This window comes from Polaromonas sp. YR568, assembly GCF_943369675.1.
In the GTDB taxonomy this organism is placed as follows: Bacteria; Pseudomonadota; Gammaproteobacteria; order Burkholderiales; family Burkholderiaceae_C; genus Polaromonas.
In genome coordinates, this window is the sequence record NZ_CALROB020000058.1 from 1 (window position 1) to 24,433 (window position 24,433).

The 24,433-nt window shown below is 64.1% G+C and carries 25 protein-coding genes; 12 read left to right on the plus strand and 13 right to left on the minus strand.

Annotated features, from left to right (window positions below; translation table 11 throughout):
• Positions 1–186 precede the first annotated feature (186 nt).
• Positions 187–1,098: a TauD/TfdA dioxygenase family protein gene (locus ACLV8F_RS22240; RefSeq protein ID WP_411886377.1), complete on the minus strand. Its 912-nt coding sequence runs from the start codon at positions 1,096–1,098 to the stop codon at positions 187–189.
• A gap of 163 nt (positions 1,099–1,261) precedes the next feature.
• Positions 1,262–1,915 (minus strand): FMN-dependent NADH-azoreductase, encoded by a 654-nt coding sequence (locus ACLV8F_RS22245; protein ID WP_411886378.1) that lies wholly within the window; start codon positions 1,913–1,915, stop codon positions 1,262–1,264.
• A gap of 163 nt (positions 1,916–2,078) precedes the next feature.
• On the opposite strand from ACLV8F_RS22245, the gene ACLV8F_RS22250 reads away from it, so the two are divergent.
• The 7 genes from ACLV8F_RS22250 (at position 2,079) to ACLV8F_RS22280 (ending at position 8,943) form a co-directional block, all read left to right on the plus strand.
• Positions 2,079–2,984 (plus strand): LysR family transcriptional regulator, encoded by a 906-nt coding sequence (locus ACLV8F_RS22250; RefSeq protein ID WP_411886379.1) that lies wholly within the window; start codon positions 2,079–2,081, stop codon positions 2,982–2,984.
• A gap of 419 nt (positions 2,985–3,403) precedes the next feature.
• The gene (locus tag ACLV8F_RS22255) at positions 3,404–4,054 is read left to right on the plus strand and encodes a peroxiredoxin (protein ID WP_411886380.1); all 651 of its coding nucleotides are present in this window, start codon (positions 3,404–3,406) and stop codon (positions 4,052–4,054) included.
• Positions 4,055–4,236: 182 nt separating this feature from the next.
• The gene (locus tag ACLV8F_RS22260) at positions 4,237–4,836 is read left to right on the plus strand and encodes an RBBP9/YdeN family alpha/beta hydrolase (protein ID WP_411886381.1); all 600 of its coding nucleotides are present in this window, start codon (positions 4,237–4,239) and stop codon (positions 4,834–4,836) included.
• Positions 4,833–5,834 carry a sulfate ABC transporter substrate-binding protein gene (locus ACLV8F_RS22265; protein ID WP_411886382.1) on the plus strand — a complete coding sequence of 334 codons (1,002 nt, stop codon included), beginning with the start codon at positions 4,833–4,835 and terminating at the stop codon, positions 5,832–5,834. The genes ACLV8F_RS22260 and ACLV8F_RS22265 overlap by 4 nt, the downstream gene beginning before the upstream one ends.
• Positions 5,835–5,959: 125 nt before the next feature.
• A complete protein-coding gene (gene cysT / locus ACLV8F_RS22270; RefSeq protein WP_411886383.1) occupies positions 5,960–6,856 on the plus strand; it encodes a sulfate ABC transporter permease subunit CysT in 897 nt (298 codons plus the stop codon).
• Entirely contained in the window at positions 6,853–7,770 is a 918-nt protein-coding gene (gene cysW / locus ACLV8F_RS22275) for a sulfate ABC transporter permease subunit CysW (RefSeq protein WP_411886384.1), read from the plus strand. Before cysT ends, cysW begins: the two co-directional genes overlap by 4 nt.
• 84 nt (positions 7,771–7,854) lie before the next feature.
• Positions 7,855–8,943, plus strand: coding sequence for a sulfate/molybdate ABC transporter ATP-binding protein (locus ACLV8F_RS22280; RefSeq protein ID WP_411886385.1), 1,089 nt, complete (start codon positions 7,855–7,857; stop codon positions 8,941–8,943).
• A gap of 74 nt (positions 8,944–9,017) precedes the next feature.
• Here the strand turns inward: ACLV8F_RS22280 and ACLV8F_RS22285 are convergent, their stop codons facing one another.
• From ACLV8F_RS22285 to ACLV8F_RS22305, 5 genes are all read right to left on the minus strand, one after another.
• Positions 9,018–9,485, minus strand: a complete 468-nt coding sequence (locus ACLV8F_RS22285) for a hypothetical protein (protein WP_411886386.1) — start codon at positions 9,483–9,485, stop codon at positions 9,018–9,020.
• 215 nt (positions 9,486–9,700) lie between these two features.
• Positions 9,701–10,252 (minus strand): DUF2059 domain-containing protein, encoded by a 552-nt coding sequence (locus tag ACLV8F_RS22290; RefSeq protein WP_411886387.1) that lies wholly within the window; start codon positions 10,250–10,252, stop codon positions 9,701–9,703.
• Positions 10,253–10,416: 164 nt separating this feature from the next.
• The gene (locus ACLV8F_RS22295) at positions 10,417–10,692 is read right to left on the minus strand and encodes a DUF2277 domain-containing protein (protein ID WP_411886388.1); all 276 of its coding nucleotides are present in this window, start codon (positions 10,690–10,692) and stop codon (positions 10,417–10,419) included.
• Between the two features lie 14 nt (positions 10,693–10,706).
• Positions 10,707–11,117, minus strand: a complete 411-nt coding sequence (locus ACLV8F_RS22300; RefSeq protein ID WP_411886389.1) for a VOC family protein — start codon at positions 11,115–11,117, stop codon at positions 10,707–10,709.
• Positions 11,118–11,145: 28 nt separating this feature from the next.
• Positions 11,146–11,499 carry a VOC family protein gene (locus ACLV8F_RS22305; protein WP_411886390.1) on the minus strand — a complete coding sequence of 118 codons (354 nt, stop codon included), beginning with the start codon at positions 11,497–11,499 and terminating at the stop codon, positions 11,146–11,148.
• A 207-nt stretch (positions 11,500–11,706) separates the two neighbouring features.
• Between ACLV8F_RS22305 and ACLV8F_RS22310 the strand changes: the two genes are divergently transcribed.
• Positions 11,707–12,213 carry a disulfide bond formation protein B gene (locus ACLV8F_RS22310; protein WP_411886391.1) on the plus strand — a complete coding sequence of 169 codons (507 nt, stop codon included), beginning with the start codon at positions 11,707–11,709 and terminating at the stop codon, positions 12,211–12,213.
• Between the two features lie 96 nt (positions 12,214–12,309).
• On the opposite strand, the gene ACLV8F_RS22315 is transcribed toward ACLV8F_RS22310, so the two are convergent.
• Positions 12,310–12,606: a hypothetical protein gene (locus tag ACLV8F_RS22315; protein ID WP_411886392.1), complete on the minus strand. Its 297-nt coding sequence runs from the start codon at positions 12,604–12,606 to the stop codon at positions 12,310–12,312.
• A gap of 102 nt (positions 12,607–12,708) precedes the next feature.
• On the opposite strand from ACLV8F_RS22315, the gene imuA reads away from it, so the two are divergent.
• Genes imuA through ACLV8F_RS22330 form a run of 3 tightly spaced genes read left to right on the plus strand, consistent with a single transcriptional unit; the run spans position 12,709 to position 18,161 of the window.
• Complete coding sequence (gene imuA / locus ACLV8F_RS22320; protein ID WP_411886393.1) at positions 12,709–13,536, plus strand: translesion DNA synthesis-associated protein ImuA; 828 nt, start codon at positions 12,709–12,711, stop codon at positions 13,534–13,536.
• The gene (locus ACLV8F_RS22325) at positions 13,496–14,944 is read left to right on the plus strand and encodes a Y-family DNA polymerase (protein ID WP_411886394.1); all 1,449 of its coding nucleotides are present in this window, start codon (positions 13,496–13,498) and stop codon (positions 14,942–14,944) included. The genes imuA and ACLV8F_RS22325 overlap by 41 nt, the downstream gene beginning before the upstream one ends.
• A gap of 10 nt (positions 14,945–14,954) precedes the next feature.
• Positions 14,955–18,161: an error-prone DNA polymerase gene (locus ACLV8F_RS22330; RefSeq protein WP_411886395.1), complete on the plus strand. Its 3,207-nt coding sequence runs from the start codon at positions 14,955–14,957 to the stop codon at positions 18,159–18,161.
• Between the two features lie 13 nt (positions 18,162–18,174).
• Here ACLV8F_RS22330 and ACLV8F_RS22335 read toward each other — a convergent pair whose 3' ends face one another.
• From ACLV8F_RS22335 to argA, 5 genes are all read right to left on the minus strand, one after another.
• Positions 18,175–18,672, minus strand: coding sequence for a response regulator (locus tag ACLV8F_RS22335; protein WP_411886396.1), 498 nt, complete (start codon positions 18,670–18,672; stop codon positions 18,175–18,177).
• Positions 18,669–20,372 (minus strand): ATP-binding protein, encoded by a 1,704-nt coding sequence (locus ACLV8F_RS22340; protein ID WP_411886397.1) that lies wholly within the window; start codon positions 20,370–20,372, stop codon positions 18,669–18,671. Before ACLV8F_RS22340 ends, ACLV8F_RS22335 begins: the two co-directional genes overlap by 4 nt.
• Positions 20,373–20,551: 179 nt before the next feature.
• Positions 20,552–21,181, minus strand: a complete 630-nt coding sequence (locus tag ACLV8F_RS22345) for a LysE family translocator (protein ID WP_411886398.1) — start codon at positions 21,179–21,181, stop codon at positions 20,552–20,554.
• Positions 21,178–21,426, minus strand: coding sequence for a DUF1272 domain-containing protein (locus ACLV8F_RS22350; RefSeq protein ID WP_411886399.1), 249 nt, complete (start codon positions 21,424–21,426; stop codon positions 21,178–21,180). Before ACLV8F_RS22350 ends, ACLV8F_RS22345 begins: the two co-directional genes overlap by 4 nt.
• A gap of 212 nt (positions 21,427–21,638) precedes the next feature.
• Positions 21,639–22,988, minus strand: coding sequence for an amino-acid N-acetyltransferase (gene argA, locus ACLV8F_RS22355; RefSeq protein ID WP_411886400.1), 1,350 nt, complete (start codon positions 22,986–22,988; stop codon positions 21,639–21,641).
• 215 nt (positions 22,989–23,203) lie between these two features.
• Here argA and ACLV8F_RS22360 point away from each other — a divergent pair, with 215 nt between their 5' ends.
• The gene (locus tag ACLV8F_RS22360; protein WP_411886401.1) at positions 23,204–24,427 is read left to right on the plus strand and encodes a GGDEF domain-containing protein; all 1,224 of its coding nucleotides are present in this window, start codon (positions 23,204–23,206) and stop codon (positions 24,425–24,427) included.
• Positions 24,428–24,433: the final 6 nt, after the last annotated feature.

Below are 24,433 nucleotides of genomic sequence, written 5' to 3' on the forward strand. Positions count from 1 at the left end.
CTGAACCTGCGCTCCTCGGCGCATCCACAAGGGGTGGGAACAAAGAATACCGAACAGCCGACAGCCGGACACCACTACCAAACCATGACGGGTGGTGCACATCTTCTTGCTCCCTCTCCCTTCGGGAGAGGGCTGGGGTGAGGGTTCGCGGCCTTGGTGTCGGTAACGGCCGGTCGACACAGCCCGTCAGAACGGCGCGTCGCCCTCAATCGTCGTGCGGTATAGCTTGCGGCGCAGGTGGTCTGGGGTGCCTGCTGCCAGGTGGGTGACGGAGCGGTTGTCCCAGAACACGAGGTCGTGCGGTTTCCATTCGTGGCGGTAGACCAGTTCTGCGTGGGAGCTGTGTTCGAACAACTCCGTCAGCAGGGCCAGGCTTTCGTCTTCGGGGATGCCCAGGATGCGGGTGGTGAAATGTTCGCTGACGAAGAGCGCCTTGCGGCCGGTTTCGGGATGGGTGCGGACGACCGGGTGGACCACCGGTTTGACTTGGTCGACCTGTTCCTGCGTGAGCTTGGGGCGCCAGGGGTTGCGGCTGCGCAGTTCTTCGTATTTGGCCAGGTAAGTGTGTTCGGCGCGCAGGCCTTCGACGGCGGTTTTCAGGGCGGCGGGCAGGGTGTCCCAGGCGGTGTGCTGGTTGGCGAACAGGGTGTCGCCGCCTTCTGCCGGTAATTCCTGCGCATGCAGCAGCGAACCCAGGCTGGGTTTGTCTTTGTATGACAGGTCGGAATGCCAGAAATGGCCGGCGTCGCCCAGGCCTATGGGCTCGCCGTTTTCCTTGATGTTGGAGACCACCAGGATTTCCGGGTGGTTCTGCAGCTGGAAGTTCTTGAGCACATGGATCTGCAGCGGGCCGAAGCGGCGGCTGAAGTCGACGTGCTGCTGCGGCGTGATGCGCTGGTCGCGGAACACCAGCACGTGGTGGTCCAGGTGGGCGCGGTGAATCCGGGTGAAATCGGCTGTCGAGAGGGGCCGGGAGAGATCCAGGCCCAGGACTTCGGCACCCAGCGGGGCGTCAAAAGGACGTATTTCGAGGGGAGAGAGGGATCGCGTGGCGGTTGCCGGTGCTGTGCGCTCGTTCAGGGCCAAGGTCGCTGTCATCTTCACCTTTCTTGTGTCTGGGCCCTCATCGGGGCAAGCGGTGAATGTAGGGACGTGCCCGCCCAAAGTGAACTACCTATTAGTCATTTAGTAATTACTGGGGGCCGCAGCCATGAAAAAAGCCCGCGGCTGCGGGCTTTTTTGGATGCGCAAGGCGCCGGGGTCAGGCGGCAATAGCGGCTTTTTCCTGGTTGGCGGCGGGTGCCTGCGTGTGCGTCACGATTTCAATCTGCGCGGCGGCCAGGGCGGCGGCCTTGGCGGCTTCGCCCATGGCCAGGCCTTCGGCGCGCACAAACCGCACGTCGGTGATGCCGAAGAAACCGAACACCACCTTCAGGTAGCTCTCCTGGTGTTCCATGGCGGTGGCGGCTTCGCTGGTCGAATACACGCCGCCACGGGCGGAAGCCACGATCACGGTCTTGCCGGTGGCCAGGCCCACGGGGCCCTTGTCGGTGTACTTGAAGGTGCGGCCGACTTGCGCAACGCGGTCAATCCAGGCCTTGAGCTGGCTGGGGATGGCGAAGTTGTACAGCGGTGCGCCCACGACGATCACGTCGGCCGCCAGGAATTGCGTCACCAGGGCTTCGGACACGGCGTTTTCACGCTTTTGCGCGTCGCTCAGGGCGGCGTCGGCGGGCATGCGGAAACCCAGCGATTCGGCGGACAGGTGGGAGGGCGTGTCGGCGGCCAGGTCCAGGTAGCTGACGTCGGTGCCGGGGTGGCCGGCGCGCCAGGAGGCCACGATCTGGGCGGTGAGCTGGCGGGAAACCGAGTTGCCGCCGAGGATGCTGGAGTCGATGTGGAGAAGTTTGGTCATGATGGATTCCTAAATGTGAGTTGTTGAATCAGGTTGTCAGGCCGTGTTCACCGTGAATCGCAGCCATGGATAGATTGTGTGGGTGGATCGATTGATTGATAAGCCGGTAAAATTGCGATAGATTGTTCTATGTACGGGACAATCACTGTGAAAGGATGCTCCCATGCAAGACCTCAATGACATGCTGTATTTCGCCGAAGTGGTGGAACGGGGCGGTTTTGCCGCGGCCGGGCGAGCGCTGGGCCTGCCCAAATCACGCCTGTCGCGCCGCGTGGCCGAGCTGGAAGCGCGGCTGGGCGTGCGGCTGCTGCAGCGCACCACACGCAAGCTGTCGCTGACGGAGGTCGGCGAGATCTATCTGCGCCACTGCAGTGCCATGCGTGACGAGGCGCTGGCCGCGGCCGAAGCCGTGGCGCAGATGCAGGTCGAGCCGCGCGGCACCTTGCGCATCACCTGCCCGGTGACGCTGGCGCAAAGCTCGGTGGGCTACCTGGTGCCGCGCTTTATGGAGATGTACCCGCAGGTACGCGTCGACATGCGCGTGACCAACCGCGTCATCGACCTGGTGGAAGAGGGCATAGACATTGCACTGCGCGTGCGCCCCACGCTCGAAGACAGCGGCAGCCTGGTGATCAAGAACCTGGGCGCCAGCGCCGGTCACCTGCTGGCCAGCCCGGCCTTGCTGCAGCGCCAGGGCCGGCCCGAAAAACCCGAAGACCTGCTCAAGCTCGACACCGTGGCCATGTCCTGGGCCGACGGGCGCTCATCGTGGCGGCTGCTGGGCCCGGACGGAAAAGAGTTCGTGCTGCAGCACCAGCCGCGCTATGTCGCCGACGATTTGCAGACCCTGAAGCTCGCGGTGCTTGCCGGCACCGGCATGAGTTTTTTGCCCGATTCCATGAGCGCCGCGGAACGGCAGGCCCAGTTGCTGGTGCCCGTGCTGCCGGACTGGTCGCTTCCCTCCGGCATGGCGCATGCCGTCTTCACCTCGCGGCGCGGACAGGTGCCGGCGGTGAGGAGTTTTCTGGATTTTCTGGGGGAGAGGATGAGGGGGGATGCGCTGGTTTGAGGTTTCGGCCTCAAAGGCCACTAGGCTGCTTTTGCTCTGGCGGGCGCGCCCTCTGCTGAGTGTTGCTGGCCGGGGTCGCCCGGCATGCGACTCACTTTTTTGCTTCGCCAAAAAAGTAAGCAAAAAAGGCGACCCTGGTTGCTGCGTCCCTTCGCTTCGCTGCGGGCAGCCTGCGGTGCTCGGTCCAGCCGGGGTGAAAAACAACTCGCCTGCGGCTCAAACAAGTTTTTGCCCTGATCCGTCTGGCCCTGCGCTCCTCGGCGCATCCACAAGGGGTGGGGACAGGAATACCGAACAGCCAACAGCCAAGTACCGGGCTTGTTATGCGAAAAACTAGATAAATTAAGAGAAATATATTCTTTTGAGTTTTAACGCTTGCTCCCCACAATGCTTTGATCAAGCAACCCAAGGAGCATGCAATGGCCACTCTCAGACTCGGCGACACCGCCCCCGATTTCACCCAGGACTCCACAGCCGGCAAGATTTCCTTCCATGAATGGGCGGGCGATTCCTGGGTTGTGCTGTTTTCGCATCCTGCTGATTTCACCCCTGTCTGCACCACCGAGCTCGGCAAGACCGCGGCCCTGAGCGGTGAATTCGCCAAGCGCAATGTCAAGCCCATCGCGGTCAGCGTCGATGCGCTGGAATCCCATGGCAAGTGGGTCAACGACATCAACGAGACGCAGAACACCACGGTGAATTTCCCCATCCTGGCCGACGCCGACCGCAAGGTGGCCAGCCTTTACGACATGATCCACCCGAACGCCCTGAGCACCGGCCCCACGGCCACCGTGCGCAGCGTGTTCATCATCGACCCGAAGAAGGCCATACGCACCACCTTCACCTACCCCGCCAGCACGGGCCGCAATTTCGACGAGATCCTGCGTGTCATCGACTCGCTGCAGCTGACCGACGGCTACAAGGTGGCCACGCCGGTGAACTGGAAGGACGGCGACGACGTGATCATCGTGCCGAGCCTGCAGGACCCTGCCGAGCTGGCCCAGCGTTTCCCCAAAGGGTTCACGGCCGTGAAGCCTTACCTGCGCATCACGCCGCAGCCCAACAAGTAAATGGCCCCCACGCTTTTCGCTTCGAGCCTGCGGCGCGCTGCCCCTTTCATGGCGGTTGGGGCCGCTGCGCCTGCGGCCCGGCAAAGCCGGTTCCGCGGCCCTGGCTTGCATGCGCCAGTGCCGCTGCCCGCAATGGCGCGTGGCGTGGCTCACTTGTTTGAACCTCGCTGAGGACCACCACTTTGCGCTTCATCATCGTTCCCGGCTGGCGCGACTCCGGTCCCGGCCACTGGCAAAGCCTGTGGGCTGAGCGCCTGAGCAATGCGGTGCGGGTGCGCCAGGACGACTGGATCACGCCTTCGCGCAAGGCTTGGGTGGCGTCTATCGCCAATACCATCCAGCTGCAGAACGAGCCGGTGGTGATCGTGGCGCACAGCCTGGGCTGCATCGCGACGGCGCACCTGCCGCCCGAGGCGGCCGAGCGCATCCAGGGCGCCTTGCTGGTGGCGCCGGCCGACCCGGAACGCCGCGCCGTCTTGAGCGATTTCGCCCCCGTGCCTTACCAGAAGCTGCCTTACCGCAGCGTGCTGGTGGCCAGCAGCAACGACCCTTTCTGTCCGGTGCGCCTGGCCGGCGCTTATGCCCGCGCCTGGGGCAGCGAGTTTGTGCGACTGCAGGATGCGGGCCACATCAACGTCGAATCGGGCCACGGCGACTGGCCGCTGGGCATTGCCCTGCTGCAGTCCCTGGCCGGCGATGCTTCGCTCTCGGCGCCGCAGCTTGATTTTTCTTCACCGCAGATTTCTTCGTCTTCTTCTTTCGGATCCCTGGAAACGGCATGACCTCCTCAAAACTCAAAATCGCTCTTGCAACTCTGGCCCTGGCAACGAGCGGCATCGCTTCAGCACAAACGCAGACGCTGCTGAACGGCTCTTACGACGTGGCGCGCGAGTTCTACAAGGACTACAACGCGGCCTTCATCGCCCACTACAAAAAGACCACCGGCAAGGACGTGAAGGTCGACCAGTCGCATGCGGGCTCCAGCGCCGTCGCGCGCTCGGTGGCCGACGGCCTGGACGCCGACGTGGTCACCATGAACACCTCGACCGACGTGGACTTCCTGGCCACGGCCGGCGTGGTCGCCAAGGACTGGACGACAAAATTTCCGGACAATGCATCGCCCACCACCTCGACCATGCTGTTCCTGGTGCGCAACGGCAACCCCAAGGGCATCAAGGACTGGGACGACCTGATCAAGCCCGGCATCCAGGTCATCGTGGTGAACCCCAAGACCGGCGGCAACGGCCGTTACGCCTACCTGGCCGCCTGGGGTTATGCCAAGAAAAAGGGCGGCACCGACGCGCAGGCCGCCGAGTTCGTCGGCAAGCTCTACAAGAACGTTCCGGTGCTGGGCAAGGGCGGCCGCGATGCGACCACCGTGTTCCTGCAGCGCAATATCGGCGACGTGCTGATCACCTTCGAATCCGAAGTGCTGTCGGTGAACAAGGAATTCGGCGAAGGCAAGGTCGATGCGATCTACCCGTCCATCAGCGTCGTGGCGGAAAACCCGGTGGCGGTGGTTGAACGCACCGTGGCCAAGAAGGGCACGGCCGACCTGGCCAAGGCCTACCTCAACTACCTCTATTCGGAAGAAGGCCAGGAAATCGCCGCGCGCCACGCGCTGCGCCCGCGCTCGCAAGCCGTGCTGAAGAAATACGCCAGCACCTTCAAGCCGCTGCAGCTCTTCACGGTGCAGGAAGTGTTCGGCAGCCTCGGTGAGGCGCAGAAAGTGCACTTCAACGACGGCGGGCAGTTCGACAAGCTGTACACCGTCAAGTAACTGGCCCCCACGTTCGCTCGCTTCGAGCCTGCGGCACTCTCTGCCCCATTCATGATTTTGGGGGCTAATTTTCCTAGGGGCGGCCCGTCGGAAAATTGCCCTTCCAGACAGACCGGCCGGTTTACATGCTTACCCAAACAATTCCTCTCACACCACCAGCGCAGTCAGCGCCGGGTATCCCTGCGGGTAGCAAAAGGGCGGCCAAACGCGTGCTGCCCGGCTTTCGCCTGACGCTGGGCTACACGGTGCTGTACCTGAGCCTGATCGTGCTGATCCCGATCTCGGCGCTGTTCTTCAAGACCTTCACGCTGAGCTGGGAGCAGTTCATCACGGCCGTCACCTCGCCGCGCGTGCTGGCCTCTTACCGCCTCACCTTCGGCGCCTCGCTGATCGCGGCGGTGGTGAACCTGGTCTTCGGCCTGCTGCTGGCCTGGGTGCTGGTGCGCTACAAGTTTCCGGGGAAAAAAATCGTCGATGCGCTGGTGGACCTGCCTTTTGCGCTGCCCACGGCCGTGGCCGGCATTTCGCTGACGGCCCTGCTGGCCGGCAACGGCTGGATAGGCCAGTACCTGGAGCCCATGGGCATCAAGCTGGCCTTCACGCCGGCCGGTGTGGTGATTGCGCTGATCTTCATCGGCCTGCCCTTTGTGGTGCGCACGGTGCAGCCGGTGCTGGAAGACGCCGAGAAAGAACTCGAGGAAGCCGCGACCTCGCTGGGCGCCACGCGCCTGCAGATCTTCACCAAGGTCATATTGCCGCACATCACACCGGCCTTGCTGACCGGCTTTGCCATGGCCTTTGCGCGCGCCATCGGTGAATACGGCTCGGTCATCTTCATCGCCGGCAACATGCCCATGATCTCTGAAATCACGCCGCTCATCATCATCGGCAAGCTCGAGCAGTACGACTACGCCGGCGCCACCGCCGTGGCCGTGGTGATGCTGCTGGTGTCCTTTGTGTTGCTGCTGGTCATCAATGGGCTGCAGGCCTGGCAGCGCCGCAATGCAGGGGCACCCGCGTGAGCGCCGCATCGTCTCCCATCAATCGCCGCGTGCGCGCCGGCACCACCGAAGCGCCATGGGTCCGCTACACGCTGATCACCGTGGCGTTGCTGTTTGTGGTGCTGTTCCTGGTGCTTCCGCTGGCGGCCGTGTTCACCGAGGCCTTGCGCAAGGGTTTTGGCGCCTACCTCGCCGCGTTGCGCGAGCCTGACGCCTGGTCGGCCATCAAGCTGACCCTGATCGCCGCCGCGATTGCCGTGCCGCTGAACCTGGTGTTCGGTGTGTCCGCCGCCTGGGCGATTGCCAAGTACGAGTTCCGCGGCAAGTCGGTCTTGACGACGCTGGTCGACCTGCCGTTTTCGGTCTCGCCCGTGGTGGCCGGCCTGATCTATGTGCTGATCTTTGGCGCGCAGGGCTGGTTCGGCCCCTGGCTGATGGCGCACGACATCAAGGTTATTTTTGCCGTGCCCGGCATCGTGCTGGCGACCGTGTTCGTGACCTTTCCGTTCATCGCGCGCGAACTGATCCCGCTGATGCAGGCCCAGGGCAACGACGAAGAGCAGGCCGCCATCGTGCTGGGCGCGACCGGCTGGCAAACCTTCTGGCATGTCACGCTGCCCAACATCAAGTGGGGCCTGATCTACGGCGTGATTTTGTGCAACGCGCGCGCCATGGGCGAGTTCGGTGCGGTGTCGGTGGTCTCGGGCCACATCCGCGGGCAGACCAACACGCTGCCGTTGCACGTCGAAATCCTCTACAACGAATACCAGTCGGTGGCCGCCTTTGCCGTGGCGTCGCTGCTGGCCATCCTCGCGCTGGTCACGCTGGTCATCAAATCGGTGGCCGAATGGCGCCACGAAGCCGACATGAAAGCCGCGGCGGATCTGCCGCCTGAGCGGCCTGTTTTATCCCCTCTCCCTCTGGGAGAGGGCTAGGGTGAGGGCTCCCCTTGCTGTAGCCGCTGGCCCTCACCTCAACCCTCTCCCAGAGGGAGAGGGAGAAAGAACCGAGAGAACGAAATGAGCATCGAAATCCGCAACGTCAGCAAACATTTTGGCGACTTCCAGGCGCTCGGCGACGTGAGCCTGGACATTCAATCGGGCGAGCTGGTCGCCTTGCTGGGCCCCTCGGGCTGCGGCAAGACCACGCTGCTGCGCATCATCGCCGGGCTGGAGAACGCCGACCGCGGCAGCATCCTCTTCAGCGGCGAAGACACCACCGACGTGCATGTGCGCGAGCGCCAGGTCGGTTTTGTGTTCCAGCATTACGCGCTGTTCCGCCACATGACGGTGTTCGAGAACGTGGCCTTCGGCCTGCGCGTCAAGCCGCGCGGCCTCAGGCCCAGCGAAGCGCAGATCAAGGAAAAAGTGCATTCGCTGCTCAACCTTGTGCAGCTCGACTGGCTGGCCGACCGTTTCCCGTCGCAGCTTTCGGGCGGGCAGCGCCAGCGTATCGCCCTGGCGCGCGCGCTGGCGGTGGAGCCCAAGGTGCTGCTGCTCGACGAGCCCTTCGGCGCGCTCGACGCCAAGGTCCGCAAGGAGCTGCGCCGCTGGCTGCGCCGCCTGCACGACGACCTGCACGTCACCAGTATTTTTGTGACGCACGACCAGGAAGAAGCGCTGGAAGTGGCCGACCGCGTGGTGCTGATGAATGCCGGCAAGGTCGAGCAGATCGGTTCGCCGCAGGAAGTCTGGGACCACCCGGCCAGCCCCTTCGTCTACGGCTTCCTCGGTGACGTCAATTTATTCCATGGCCGCGCCCACGAAGGCGAGGTGCAGCTCGAAGGCCTGCGCCTCAATTCACCCGAACATGCCGGCGCGCAGGATGCCAAGGCCTTTGCCTATGTGCGCCCGCACGACCTCGACGTGCAGCGTTATTCACCCGGCGCCGAAGGCATAGTCGCCCACCTGGAGCGCGCCATCGTCATCGGCCCCATCGCGCGGCTGGAGCTGATTCCCGCCGAAGGCTATGAACAAAAAGGCAATGTCTCGGGCGACGCCATCATCGAAGCCCAGATGCCTTCGCAGCAGTTCAAGGAAATGGGCTTGCGCGAAGGCGACATGCTGGTGGTGACACCGCGCAAGGCGAGGGTGTTTGTGGAAAGTTAAAGTTGGAGTTAGGCCGCGCACGACGAAGGGGATGGTACGGATTAGGCCCCTGAGCGGCATGCATGGCGAAGACCTCAGGCGGTTGTGTCCCAGTAGAAATGAATGAACTCATCCTCGTACTCGGCGAACAGAGAAACGATGAAGTCCGTTTTCATCGAATACAACACCAGTGCGCCAACGAAGCCCTGGTGGGAATGCAGGGGCAGCGGGCGTGAAACCAGCAACTCGCCGGATTGTGCTGTGACCAACGTATTGAATTCGGCTTCAGAAATAACCTCAAACGCAGCATTCGCGACGTAGGAAGACATGAACTGCTCGCGACCATTCCACCCCTGCGCCCACTCGGCCGAAAGCCAAAATCTCAGTCCGTTGTCCCCGTGCAGTTTCGGAGCGCGCGTGATCCTTATGGTTTCTTCAGAATCAGGCACGCGAAAGGCGTACTGCGGATAGACGGTGTAGTGAAGGCCGGGATAACAGCCTACGAACCGCCAGTCGGTTAGCTGTGGTTGTTTGAGAAACTCCAGATCAATTCGACCAAACATCGGAGACCTAACTTTGATAATCCCGCAATTCCGCAGAATAACGCGACCGCTTGCAAAATAACACAGCACACCAAATTAAAAAACTGTTTGCTGACATGCTGGTCGTGACGCCGCGCAAGGCGAGGGTGTTTGTGGAAGGGTAGATGCCTGGCGTTTGAGTTGAGGCGCAGACCGCCTTCGCAAAGCCAGACAAAGGCACCCAGCAATGCTCAATGCTATTTTTGAGCTTTCAATTGCAAGTCAGAAGTCGCCTGCATCACTGCGCGCTCAACTTCTTCGCGGAACATCCAGTACTTGTCGACGACCTGCGATCGCTTGGCGTTTGCCGAGGCGCCTATAGGACTGGAATAGAAGTCGGCCAGGGCATCTAGTTCTTCAGTTGTGTATACCGACACCAGTATGTCGATGTACGTTTCCAGGAGTTTGTCCTTGTTCAATCGACTTCGGATTTCGCCGGCTACATTGTTCCGCCCGGGCCCAGGCACGTTGCGTACATGGTAGACAAGCATTTCTTCGATCACTTCCTGGGCTGGAATCGCCTTCGCGTACCTCTTTGCCGAATCACGACTGGCAAGTGGATCCGCAGATGCGGAATTCACACTGAACACAAGGGAGAGAAGAAGCGCGAAAAGTACTCTCGTCATTGGCTTCCTTTTACTTGCCCGGCATGGACGCGTAACTTTGATATGTCCCGCAAAACTGCGGAATAACATGGCGCATTGCGCTTTCCATCGCTTCTGCCTGGGCCAATCGTCTTTGGTCGTCATATCTGCTTAATGCTTGTTTGTAGAGTTGATTTATATCAGCCGTCCAATGACAGATGAATTTCCAATCGCCCAACGGCAAGCCTGAGCCACCATCGTGATAAGCAAGTCGTGTGGCTGGGTTGATCCCTTTGGTGAGGGCTGAGGACTTGAAAGAGCGCTTCTGTTCACTGGTTAGCGCTAAACCTCAACGCTGACCTTGCGCGGGCCCGCTCAGCCTCAAGCTCCCGGTTGCGCGGCTCGGCGTTGGTCACCAGTGAGCGCATGAGCACCCGAGCCGAGGCAGCCACCTCTTCCACCGCGCGGTCAAACGCGGCTTCATTGGCCTTGGAGGGCACGTTGAAGCCGCTGAGTTTCCTGACGAACTGCAGCGAGGCATCGCGGATTTCCAGCTCGGTGGCGGGCGGTTCGAAGTTGAACAAGGTCTTGATGTTGCGGCACATGGCGATTCCAGCTCCTATTCGGCGGGCCTGATCACCACGGATTCGGCCGAGGCCACAAAAGGCCCATGGTAGACCGCCTCGATATTGTTGCCGTCCGGGTCCAGCACAAAGGCCGCGTAGTAGCCCGGGTGGTATTTTCGCTCGCCCGGCGCGCCGTTGTCGGTGCCGCCCGCGGCCAAAGCCGCTTCGTAAAAGGCTTTGACCTCCGCATGGTCCTTGGCCCGGAAAGCCAGGTGGACGTGCGAGGTGGCGCCGTCGGCCTGGTCTATCCACAACTCGTCGGCTGAGAAATGGTCGTCGGCTTCCTGGATGGCGCCTTCCTTATCCAATGACTTGAGTACGGCACGGTAAAACTGTTTGCTCGCCGCGAGGTCATGGGCGCGCAGGTGGATGTGGTCGACAAGGCGGCCGCGGTGTATTTCCATGGTTCTGTCCTTTGGTGTTTGCGGGTTGTCAGCGGATCACGCCGGGCATCAGCGCCTCGGCGATTGCGATGTGGTTGCCGTCGGGGTCGGTGATCATCACCGTCCTGACCTTGTCGCTGGCGGTTTTGTGGCTGGTGTCTATGCCGAGTTTTTGCAGGTGCTCGATTTCCGGTTCGAGGTCGTTGACGGCCAGGGTCAACGAGCCTTCGCCGGCGCGCTCGGGCAGCTCATAGACCTGCAGGCCGCCGCCGCGCTGGAACTGCCATTCGCCGACTTCGGGCATGGAGCGGCTGGCCTTGGCGTCCAGCAATTTTTCATACCAGGGCAGCGAGGTGGCCAGGTTGCGGACGGCGACGCTGGCGAGGGCGTTTTGCACGATCATGTCGGTCTCCTGAATAAGTTGGTCCTGAAAATCTACGCCCGACGCAGCACACCACCTGTAGGACAAGTGCGGGCAACACATGCTGAAAGGCGGGCGCGAAACGACCGGGATTGGTCCTGAATGAATCGCCGGCGGGAACTTATCCCGGCCCGAACGCCCGAACCCTGGACAATCCATAATCCATCCAGAAAAAAAGAGGGCTCCCTGATGTTTTTGACGTATTTCGACGCCATGCCGCGCCGCGTGCTGGCGCTGGTTGCCGTGGCCTGCGTGGCCATGCTGGCTTTCGGCCTTTACCTGCAGCATGTCGTCGGCCTGGAGCCTTGCCCCATGTGCATCGTGCAGCGTTACGCGCTGGTGCTGGTGGCCGTGGTGGCGGGCGTGACGGCGATTGCCAAAAGCCGCGGTTTCCTGATGGCCGGCTCCGGCGTGATGGTGCTGCTGGCCGGCTTCGGCGCCTTCGTGGCGGCGCGCCAGAGTTTTCTGCAGTGGTACCCGCCCGAGATCGCCTCCTGCGGCCGCGATTTCTACGGAATGATCGAGACCTTTCCCCTGAAGCGCGCCATCCCCATGATCTTCAAGGGCAGCGGCGACTGCACCAAGATCGACTGGACCTTTTTGGGCGGCTCGATCGCCAACTGGTCTTTTGTCTGCTTTGTCGTGATTGGGCTTGTGGGACTGCTGCTGATCGCCCGTCTGGCGCGCAGGCGTTAAATCCACTAAGAATATTCGGGTGCGCGCAGCCAGCCTGCACTCGGCATGGTCACGCGCCTTTTGCATGACAGCTCCCCGCCATGCCCTTTGGCGCTGTCATCGTATGAATCCGATACGCCGCAATTTTTCAATATCTTCCTGGAGCGTCTGGTCTTCAAGCTGTTCGTTGTTTTGCGCGGGACTTGGCTTCGCAAATTCGTTTTGTGGGTCTTGAAGCCGTTTCAACGCGGGCAAGGCGGGGGCGGCTTGTTGCGCAAGATCTGGCGCGGTGGGCATACGCAGCGCCCGCAGAATCAATTCATTTAACAGGGATTCCAGGCTTTGGCCGTTTTGTGCCGCGAGGGTTTTAAGCTCCCGTAACAAGGAATCAGGTAAATCAAGCGTGGTTTGCATCATTGCCTTTTAGCAGTGTTTTTGGGGAGTAGCTGGAGTCCTGGGAGGTAAATCAATATACTGTACATAAATACAGTATTTATTCGATTTGAACCGCCCACCATGCTTTCGTCAACCCCCGCAGCCCGTGCCTTGCCGGACTTCGCCAACGCCAATGTCTGGCGCGCCGGCGAACTCGGCAGTGCGAGTGTGCAAACCATTGCCACCGGCTATGCGGCGCTTGATGCCGTGCTGCCCGGCGGCGGCTGGCCGCAGGGGGCCTTGATCGAGCTGCTGCAGCCGCAGGCCGGCGTGCATGAGTGGGGTTTGGTGGCGCCGGCCCTGGCGGCCTTGCAGGCGCGGGCGTCTAGTGAGCTGACGGTGCTGGTGGGCGCGCCCTGGCTGCCTTTCGGCCCGGCGCTGGGTGCGCGGGCCATGGACATGCGACGCCTGCTCAGCATCCAGGGCAAGCCCGGCGACGCCCCCTCGCTGCTGTGGGCCACGCGCGAAGCTTTGCAGTGCGCCGACGTGCAAAGCGTGCTGGCCTGGCTGCCCGATGCGCGCAGCGCGCATGTGCGCCGCCTGCAGATCGCGGCCCATGCGCACCACAAGCTGCTGTTTGTCTTCAGGCCCTTGCGGGCGCAGCATGAATCCTCGCCCGCGCCGCTGCGTTTGCGGGTGGAGGGCGCGGCCGGCGAGGCGGGCATGCTGCGGGTCGACGTGTTCAAGCGGCGCGGCCCGCCGCTGGCCGCGCCGCTGCTGCTCGACACCCGGCCGGCCCGGCTGGCGGCGCTGCTGGCGGCCAGCCGTGAAAGGGTGCGGCGCCAGCGCGAAGAAGCCGGTGTCCTGGCGCCCTTGCTGCTGCCGTCGCGCGTGCCGCTTCCCCTCACATCCCCCGAGAGTCCCATCCATGCGCTGCTGGATCGCATTGCGCATCTCGACCACCACTGAGGCGGCCCCGCCGGCCGCTCCGGTGCTGGATGCCGCCGCGCTGCAACGCGCGGCGGCCAGCCTGGCGCTGGGCCTGACGCCGCGCGTGGCGCTGGTCGACGAGGCGGTGCTGATGGACGTGACGGGCAGCCTGCGCCTCTTCGGCGGGCTGGCGCGGCTGATGCAGTTGCTGGCACAGCGCCTGGCTGTCTTTTTTGAGGAGAACGGGCTGCAGGCCGAGGTGCAACGCGCGCAGGGCGCGACCTCGCTGATCGCGCTGGGCCGCCTGCGTTCGCAGGGGGAGGGCGGAGCCGCCGTGAAAAAACGCGTGGCCGACTTGCCCATGCACACGCTGACGGCCGCCCGCCCGCACCTGGGCGTGCTGGAGCGCATAGGCTGCCGCAGCTGGGACGACCTGCTGCGCCTGCCGCGCGACGGCGTGGCCCGGCGCTTTGGCGCGGAGCTGCTGGAGGCGCTGGACCGCGCCCGCGGCAGTACGCCTGACGACTACGAATGGCTGCTGTTGCCCGAGCACTTCGAGGAAAAGCTCGAACTCAACGCGCTGGTTACCCACGCCCCGGCGCTGATGGCGGGCGTGGAGCGGCTGCTGGTGCAACTGCACGCCTGGCTGCTGGGCCGCCAGAGTGGGCTCTGCGCCCTGAAGATCACCTGGCACCTGGACAAGCGCCGCGACGTGCCGCCCACCGGCGAACTCGAAGTACGCACGGCCCAGCCCGCGCAGGACCTGCGCCACGTGGCGCGCCTGATCTCCGAGCACCTGGCGCAGCAAAAGCTGCTGGCGCCGGTGCACAGCCTGAGCCTGCGGTCGCTGGCCATCGAGCTGCTGGCCGACTCGGCCGCCGCCACCGGCAGCCTGCTGATGGAGGCGCGCAAGCAGGGCGACAGCGTGGTGGAACTGGTCGAGCGCCTGAGCGCCCGCCTGGGCGATGCACGGGTGGAGGCATGGCAGCCGTGCGCCGATCACAGACCCGAACTGATGCAGCGCTGGGTGCCGGCCAGGAGCGCCATTTCATCGATCACCGCACATCTCAATCCTGCCCGGCCCGGCCGCAAGCGCTCAAAGGCGGCTTCAACAAGCTCGCTTTCAGAAATCAAAACCGAAGCCCTGTACCCGGCCTGGCTGCTGCCAGAGCCGCTCAAGCTGGCCACAGCCGGCAACAACCCGGTCTACCAGGGCAAGCTGCACCGCCTGGCCGGGCCGCAGCGGCTGGAGGCCGCCGAATGGCTGCTGGCCGACAGCGACGCCGCGCGCGGCGCCGGCCTCAGCGAAAAGCCGTGGGCATTGCGCGACTACTTCATCTACCGCAGCCAGCAGGGCGGCCTGCTGTGGGTGTACAGCGAGCGCCTGGGCGCCACGCCCGAGTCCGCGCCGCAGCGTGCCTGGTACCTGCACGGTTTTTTTGCCTGAGGCTGTTCGTATGTCGTCCATTTACGCACTGCCCGATTACGCCGAACTGCATGCGTTGAGCAACTTCAGCTTCCAGCGCGGCGCCTCGCATGCGCAGGAACTCGCCGAGCGAGCCTCCGAACTGGGCTACAAGGCGCTGGCCGTCACCGATGAATGCTCGGTCGCCGGTGTCGTGAGGGCGCATGAAGTCGCCAAGGCGCTTGGGCTGCAGCTGCTGCCCGGGGCGGAGTTTCTGGTGCAGGCCGGCTATGCGTTCCGGCTGGTGGCGCTGCCCCATAACGCGGCCGGTTGGGGCAATCTTTGCGAGTTCATCACCGAGGCGCGCCGCGCCGGCGACGTGCTGGAAAAAGGCAGTTACCGCGTCGCGCTGGGCGAGACCGATTTCTCGCGCCTGGGTGATTGCGAAATTTTGCTGTCGCCTTTGCCTGATGCCATCGACGTGCAGGCCTTGGGCGCGCATGCCGCCTGGGCCGCGGGGCTGTTCGGCCGCAGCGCCTGGCTGGCCGTCGAGCTGCTGCAAGGCCTGGACGACGCGCTGCGCCTGCAGCAGCTGCAGGAGGTCGCCGCGCACACCGGCATACGCCTGGTGGCGGCCGGCAACGTGCTGATGCACAAGCGCTCGCGCAAGCCGCTGCACGACGTGATGACGGCCGTCAAGCTGGGCTGCACGGTGCATGAATGCGGCTTTGCGCTGCAAGCCAATGCCGAGGCGCATTTGCGCTCGCGCATGCGGCTGGCCGGCATGTACCCGGCCGCGCTGCTGCGCGCCACGCTGGAAGTGGCGGCGCGCTGCACGTTCAACCTTGACGAAATCCGCAACCTTTACCGCTACCCCCGGGACGACATGGTGCCGCCGGCCGAAACACCGGCGCGCTGGCTCAGGCGGCTGACCTGGCAGGGCGCCCACACGCGCTACCCGCGCGGGATTCCCCACAAGGTCAGGAGGCAACTGGGCTTCGAGCTGGCGCTGATCGAAGAACTCGAATATGAAATGTTCTTCATTACCGTGCACGACATCGTGCGCTTTGCGAGGGAACAGAAGATCCTGTGCCAGGGGCGCGGCTCGGCCGCCAATTCGGTTGTGTGTTTCTGCCTGGGCGTCACGGCCGTCAACCCGTCGGAAAGCAAGCTGCTGTTCGAGCGCTTCATCAGCCGCGAACGCAGCGAGCCGCCCGACATCGACGTGGACTTCGAGCACGAGCGGCGCGAAGAGGTCATCCAGTACATCTACGGCAAATACGGCCACGACCGCGCCGCCATTGCCGCCACCGTCATCCGCTACCAGCCGCGCAGCGCGATCCGCGACGTCGGCAAGGCGCTGGCGATGGACCCCGAACTGATAGACCAGTTCGCCAAAGAGCATTTCTGGTTTGACGGCAGCGAGGTGCTGGAAGAAAAAATCCGCCAGGCCGGACTGTCGGGCCGGGAGGCGCCGGTGCTGCAGTGGCTGGATTTGTCAGCGCAGCTGATCGGTTTTCCGCGCCACCTGAGCCAGCACGTGGGCGGCTTTGTGCTGACGCAGGGCAAGCTCACGCGCTTGGTGCCGGTGCAGCCGGCCTCGATGCAAGACCGCCGCATCATCCAGTGGGACAAGGACGACCTGGAGGCCATGGGCCTGCTCAAGGTCGACGTGCTGGCGCTGGGCATGCTGTCGGCCATACGGCGCTGCCTGGCGCTGGTGAACCAGACGCGCGGCAGCCAGCTGGAAATGCACCAGATCGCGCCGGACGAGGTCACCTACGACATGATCTGCGAAGCCGACACGGTGGGCGTGTTCCAGATCGAGAGCCGCGCGCAGATGTCCATGCTGCCGCGTCTGCAGCCGCGCAATTACTACGACCTGGTGGTCGAGGTCGCGATCGTGCGGCCCGGGCCCATCCAGGGCGGCATGGTGCATCCCTACCTGAAAGCCCGCGAGATCGTGCGCAATGGCGGGAAGGTCGTGCCGGAATACCCGGCGCTCAACCCGGCGCTGGAGCGCACGCTGGGCATTCCCATCTTCCAGGAGCAGGTGATGCAGATCGCGATGATCGCCGCCGACTTCACGCCGGGCGAAGCCGACGATCTGCGCCGCTCCATGGCCGCCTGGAAGCGCAAGGGCGGGGTGGACCGTTTCCATGGCCGGCTGGTCAATGCCATGGTCAACAACGGCTACAGCGCCGAATTCTCCGAGCGCATCTTCAGCCAGATCCTGGGCTTCGGCGACTACGGTTTTCCCGAAAGCCACGCCGCCAGCTTTGCCAAGCTGGTCTACGTGAGTTGCTGGTTCAAATGCCATGAACCTGCCTGTTTCCTGGCGGCCATGGTCAATTCGCAGCCCATGGGTTTTTACACACCCTCGCAACTGGTGCAGGACGCCGTGCGGCACGGCGTGGAGGTGCGCGCGGTGGACGTCATGCACAGCGAATGGGATTGCACGCTGGAGCCGGCGGACAACAAAAAACCGCCGCAACACCCGGCATATCCGGGCATTGAGGAAAACCAGCCCGCCGTCCGCCTGGGCCTGCGCCTGGTGTCCGGCCTGCGCGAAGACGCCGTGGCCCGGCTGGTGGCGGCGCGGGCGCAAGCGCCTTTCACCTCGACCGAAGACCTGGTGTCGCGCGCCGGGCTGGGCACGCTGGAAGTCAACGCGCTGGCCGCCGCCGACGCCTTGCTGCCGCTGTCGGGCCACAGGCGCCAGCAGGTGTGGGATGCCTCGGCCGTCAAGCCCGCGCCGCGCCTGCTCAAGTCCGTGCCCACGCATGAAACGCCGTTGGTGCTGCCGGACACGCCCGAAGGCGAAAACATCCTGTTCGACTACCAAGCCACCGGTCTCACGCTGCGGCGCCACCCGGTCGCGCTGCTGCGGGAGCGGCTGGCGCGCAAGGGTCTGCTGAGCGCCAGCGAGCTCAATGCCTTGTGCGACGGCGAAGAAGTGGCCGGCTGCGGCATCGTCACCGTGCGCCAGCAGCCGCAAACCGCCAAGGGCACCATCTTCATCACGCTGGAGGACGAGACCGGCCCGGTCAACGTGATCGTGTGGAAATCCCTGCGCGAGGCGCAGCGCGCCGAGGTGCTGCATGCGCGCCTGCTGGCGGTGTACGGCGTGTGGCAGCGCAGCGAGGAAAGCGGCACCGCCAAAGGCTACGGCGCGGTGCGCAACCTGGTGGCGCACCGGCTCGAAGACCTCACGCCGCTGCTGGGGCGGCTGGGCACTTCAAGCCGCGATTTCCATTGAAGGCGGCCGCGGTTCAAACCCGCGAGGCTTTCGGCATGGGCGCTTCGCTGGTCTCCGCCGAGCTTTGGTGCATGGCGAGCTCCAGCAGCTTGCTGTAGTTCTCGAGTTTTTTGTACAGCAGGCGTACTTCCAGGATGTTGTGGATGCGTGTCTTGACCTCGACCAGGTCGAAGGGCTTGCTGATGAAGTCCTTGGCGCCGGCCTGCAGGGCGCGCAGCTTGTGGCCGGGCTCGGCCGTCAGCACGATCACGCAAAGATACTGGTCGAGCTTGTTCTGCTTGAGCGCTTCCATCACCTGGAAGCCGTCCATGCCGGGCATTTTCAGGTCCAGCAGGATCAGGTCGTAGCGGTGCTGCGCGTGCAGCGCCACCACTTCCAGCGGATCCATGGTCGAGCGGACGTTGGTGTAGCCGGTGCCTGCCAGCAACTGCTCCAGCAGCAGCACATTGGCGGCCTGGTCGTCGACGATCAGGATGCTCGCGTTCAGGATGTCGAACTCGGCGTTCATCATGAGGTTTCCTTCACGGGCGCGGAGCCGGCCCGGGTTTTGGCGACCTCGAGCACCAGGTCCAGGGTCTCCATGAACTCGTTGATCTTGATGGGTTTGGTGAGATAGCGGAAGAAGCCGGCCTCCAGGCCTTTTTCAATGTCGCGGGGCATGGCATTGGCGCTGAGCGCCACGACCGGAATGTGTTTCGTCAAGGGGTCTTCCGACAGGATTTTCATGGCCGTGATGCCGCTGATGCCGGGAAGGTTGATGTCCATCAGGATGAAGTCCGGCAGGGATGCCTTGGCGATGGCAATGCCGCTGATGCCGTCGCGCGCGGACAGCAGCCGCAAGTCCGGGCGCCTGGCGATCAGGTCTTCCACCAGCATCAGGTTGGCGGGATTGTCCTCGACGTACAGCAGGCTGCGCGTGTCGGGATCCATGAGAACTTGCGTCACAGGCCCGAGCACGAGGTTCAGCAGGTCCGCCGGGATTTTCTGCTCGCTGGTGATGTTCATCTCTATCCAGAACTTGCTTCCCTTGCCGACCACGCTTTCCACGCCGATCAAGCCGCCCATCAACTCGACCAGCCGTTTGGTCATGACCAGGCCTATGCCCGTGCCCTGTTCGGTGTTGGCTTCCTGCCCGAGCCGGTTGAACGGCTGGAAGAGCTGGTCTATCTTCTCAGGCGCCAGGCCTTTGCCGGTGTCCTCCACGCAAATGCGGACCTGGCCGGCCGGCGTGTCGATGCAGGTGAGCGTCACCGAGCCTTGTTCGGTGTTGTATTTGATGGCGTTGGACAGCAGGTTGATCAGCACCTGCTTGAGGCGCGTGCGGTCGGCATTCACGAAGCGCGGCGAGCCGAACGCCGGGAAACTCACGCTGATGCCGCGTTTTTCGGCCTGCGACTCGATCATGGTTTCGCATTCGCGCATGACTTCGGCCAGCGACACCGGCTCCAGCGAGAGAGACAGCTTGCCGGACTCGATCAGCGCCAGGTCCAGGATTTCGTTGATCAGGTCCAGCAAATACCAGCCGGCCTGCAGGATCTGGTCCACGCTGCGCTTTTGCGAGGGCGTGGGCGTCGGCGTGCCGGACTCGATCAGCTGCGCAAAACCCAGGATGGCGCTGAGCGGTGTGCGCAGCTCGTGGCTCATGCTGGAGAGGAAATCCGATTTGGCGAGGTTGGCCTTCTCGGCCACCGCGATCGCCTCGTTGAGCGCGATCTCGACCTGCTTGCGCACCGAGTTGTCGGTGCCTATCAGCAGGTAGCCGATGATGGTGCCGAAGTCGTCGCGCAAGGCGGTGATGGAGACGATGCACGGAAAGCGGCTGCCGTCCTTGCGGATGTAGGTCAGCTCGTAGATGTCCTCAATGCCGCGCGAAGCCTTGAAGGCCAGCGCCTCGAAGCCAGGCGTGATGGTGGTGGCGAGTTCCATGCTCAGCGCCTGGGCCCGGGCCATCACTTCCTGCGGGTCGTGGATGTCGCTGGGGTTGATTTTGTTGACGACCTCGGCCGCCATATAGCCCAGCATGCGCTCGGCGCCGACGTTGAAGAGCTGGATGATGCCCTTCTCGTCGGTCGCGATGATGGAGAAGTTTTCGCTCGTCAGGATGGCGGTTTGCAACGCGCCGGTCTTGAGCAGCGCTTCCTGGCGTTGCGACTCTATGCCGTCGGCGCGGGCAATCGCGTCAAGGGCGCTCAGGCGGGAAAGAGGGGACATGGGCCATGTTTTTAGTGGAAGTAACGACGATGCTGCGAGGCGCGCCTGAGGGGCGGCGCGTCCAGGATCCTGGCCGGGAAGGGGGTGAAGTCTTTGGAAAGACTCCGGTAGTATGACAGAGGGGGTTTTTGGCGGTCTGTTCGCCAGCGCACATACGGGGCGCCCGGGCCCCGTAAAGCCTAGCTGTTCGCCCGCCGGTAAAAGGCCAGCGAGCCGGCCAGCGCCAGCAGCGCGCCGCCGCAGGCGCGGTCTATCCAGCGCGTGGCCGAGGCCTTGAGCAGGCGTATGGCCCGCGCGCCGACAAAGGCATAGCCGAACATCACGGAAAAATCGATGCCGGCGAACACCAGCGAAATCGCGAGGTATTGCGGCGCCTGGGCAGCGGCCGGGTCGATGAACTGCGGCAGCAGGGCCGAGCAGAACAGGTAACCCTTGGGATTGGTCACCGCCACCAGGAAGGACTTCATGAAGATCGCGCGGCCGCCGTGCTGGGCGCCGGCGCTGTCGGCGGGAATCTCAAAGCCGCCGCGCGAGCGCAGCAGGCGCAGGCCCAGCCAGGCCAGGTAGGCGGCGCCGGCCCACTTGAGCACCGAAAACCAGAACTCGGATGCCGCCAGCAGCGCGCCCAGGCCCAGGGCCACTGCGCCCACCAGCACAAAATCGGAGACCACCGCGCCCAGCATGCCGGGCACCGAGCGGCGCACGCCGTAGCGCGATCCGTTGGCCAGCGCCAGCAGCACCGTGGGGCCTGGCGTGGCGATGGCCACCAGCGCGACCACGGAAAACAGCAGCAGCGTGGCGGTGTTCATGCCGCCGCCGCGCAGCCTTCCGGCTTGTAGACACGCTCGGTCGAGGGTGGGTATTTGGCGAGTTTGCCGGCCGGGCGGCGTGGACGCACAGTGAATTCACCGCCGCAGTTGGGGCAGACGCCCTTGAGTTTATGGGTGGCGCAGTCGGCGCAAAACGTGCATTCAAAGGTGCAGATGCGCGCGTCGGGCGACTCGTTGGGCAGATCGCGGTTGCAGCATTCGCAGTTGGGGCGGAGTTCGAGCATGCGGAAGTCCTGGGTAATGTGGGAGTTTGCTCAATGCTAAAGAAAAAACCGGGCCAAGGAAAGCCCGGTGTTGCTCCTTCTCCCTCTGGGAGAAGGCGGGGATGAGGGCTGACGGCCTTGGCTGTTGCGCCGTGCGGGTTCGACAGCCGCAGGCCCTCACCCCAACCCTCTCCCCAACCCTCTCCCCAGGGGGAGAGGGAGTTTTTGTAGGCTCAGCCCAGCTTCTTGACCAGCACCTGGCTTTTGCGGTCCCAGTTGTATTTGCGCTTGCGGCCCTCGGGCAGCCAGTCCGGGTCCACCTGCACGAAGCCGCGCTTGATGAACCAGTGCATGGTGCGGGTGGTCAGCACGAAGATGCTTTGCAGGCCGGCCGCGCGGGCGCGCTGCTCGATGCGTTTGAGGATTTTCTCGCCGTCGCCCTGGCCCTGGCTTTGCGGCGAGACGGTCAGCGCCGCCATTTCGGCCGTTTTGGCTTCGGGATAGGGATAGAGCGCCGCGCAGGCGAAGATGACGCCGTCGTGCTCGATGATGCTGTAGTTGGCGGCGTCACGCTCGATTTCGGTGCGGCTGCGCTTGACCAGCGTGCCGTCGTTTTCAAAGGGCTCGATCAGCTGCAGGATGCCGCCCACGTCGTCTTCGGTGGCTTCGCGCAGTTCCTCGAGCTTTTCATCGATCACCATGGTGCCTATGCCGTCGTGCACGTAAATTTCGAGCAGCAGCGCGCCGTCCACCGCGAAGGGCAGGATGTGGCTGCGTTCCACGCCGGCCTTGCAGGCCTTGACGCAGTGCTGCAGGTAGAAGGCGGTGTCGGTGGGGCGCTCGCCGTTGGGCAGGGTGGCCAGCAGTTTTTCGGCGGCGGCCAGCGGCAGCTCGGTGTCTATGGGGTTATCTTCGCTCTCGGGCTGGTCGTGGTGTATGCGTATGCCCGGGATTTCGCTCAGGAAGATCAGCTTGTCGGCCTGCATGGCGATGGCCACCGAGGTCGCGACTTCCTCCATGGTCAGGTTGAAGGCTTCGCCGGTGGGCGAAAAACCGAAGGGCGAGAGCAACACCATGGCGCCGAAGTCCAGCACCCGGGCGATGGCGGCGGTGTCGACCTTGCGCACCATGCCTGAATGCTTGAAGTCCACGCCGTCCAGGATGCCGACCGGCCGCGCCGTGATGAAGTTGCCCGAGATCACGCGCACCGTGGAGCCGGCCATGGGGGTGTTGGGCAGGCCCTGGCTGAAGGCCGCCTCGATTTCATAACGCAGCTGGCCGGCGGCCTCCTGGGCGCTGTCGAGCGCGACTTCGTCGGTGATGCGCATGCCGTGCGAATATTTGGCCGTGTGGCCCTTGGCCTTGAGCTGCTCGTTGACCTGCGGGCGAAAGCCGTGCACCAGCACGATCTTCACGCCCATGCTCTGGATCAGCGCCAGGTCCTGGGCGATGTGCTGCAATTTGCCGGCGGCAATGGCCTCGCCGGCGATGCCGACCACAAAGGTTTTGCCGCGGTGCGTGTGGATATAGGGCGCGACCGAGCGGAACCAGGGCACAAAGGTGAAATTGAAGACGGCGGACATGGGCGCGCTTTCGGGTCGGAAGAGGGCAGGCCGGGAACTGCCGGAGGAGGGGCGGCCTGAGGTCGCGGCACGGCTTCCTGGCGCTGCTTTCCCCGGCAAACGGAAAAGTCCAGTGAGTGTAAGGGAGACGCGGCCGGCCCGAGGCGGGCCCGGCGGGCGCTGTACTCAATTTTGGGGATAGCGAAACAAGGCCCGGCAGGTTATGGTTAAGGGCTATGGATAAATACGCGATCGGGTTTTGGGGCTGCTACTTCGGGGCCGCCGGCCTGATGCTGGCCGGTTCAGTTTTTGCCTACCTCCGCTCCCTGCGGCGCATCGCGGTCAACGCGGCCGCTTCCGCCGTGGCCTCGACTTTCTTTGTGGTGGCCTTTCTGGGCGGCTTGCCGATCAGCGACGCCGCCACCCTGGACCGTTTCCTGGCCCACGTGGCCGCGGTGGTGTCGGCCTTGCTGGCCTACCTGCTTTTTTCCATTCTGGGCATTTTGCGCAGCCCGGCGGCGCAGCAGCGCGCCGTGGCGCTGCTGGCCGCCATGGCGGCCGTGGTCATCGCGCTGGGCTGGGCGCTCGGCCCGCAGCAGTCCCTGGCGCTCAGCCTGGGCGCCGCCGCCTTGCTGGGATTCATTGCCCTGGCCCTGAGCCTGCGCACGGCGCTGCGCGGCGACCGCCTGGCCTGGGTGGCGGTCTCGGGCGTGCTTTTCATGCTGGTGGCCATCCTGGGCCTGAGCTGGATGGCGCTGGACCGCGCCCACGTGCCGTGGCAGGCGCATGCGGTCACCGCGCTGGCCGGCACGGCCTACCTGGCCACCATGGCGTCCGTGCTGTGGATCCGTTATTCCTACCTGATCGAGCTGAACCGGGCGATGGCGCACGGCCCCAGCTACGACCCCGTGACCCGCATGCGCTCCAACAGCGAAACCAGCAACATGGTGAACGCGGCTTTCCAGGACTACCGGAACCAGCCGGCGCCGCTGGGCGTGATCGTGGTGTCCATCGCCAACCTCTACGTGCTGGAAAAACTCTACGGCCTGGCGGCCGTCAACCACGCGCTGTTCGTCTGCGCCGGGCGGCTGCGGCGCACCGTGCCGGCCCACCTGGAAATGGGGCGCCTGGGCGAGGACGGTTTCCTGGTGCTGATGCGCAACTGCCACCACAGCGGCGACCTGATCCACCTGGCGCGCCGCATCCAGGCGACGCTGTCGCGCATGGTGGTGCTCAACACCAGCCTGGTGGAAGCCGGCACGGCCGGCGGCCAGCAGACGCGCTGGGCGGCCGAGGCCGGCATCGGCGTGCTGAGGGTGTCGAAAACCGACGCGCGCGCTTCCTCGGCCGTGGGTCTGGGGCGGGGCATGTCGCGCGCGGCGCTCAGCTACCCCAGCCGCATTGCCTGGTACGACGAGACCAGCGGGGAAATCGTCGACATGCCGGTGGTGGCGGCCTGAGCCGTA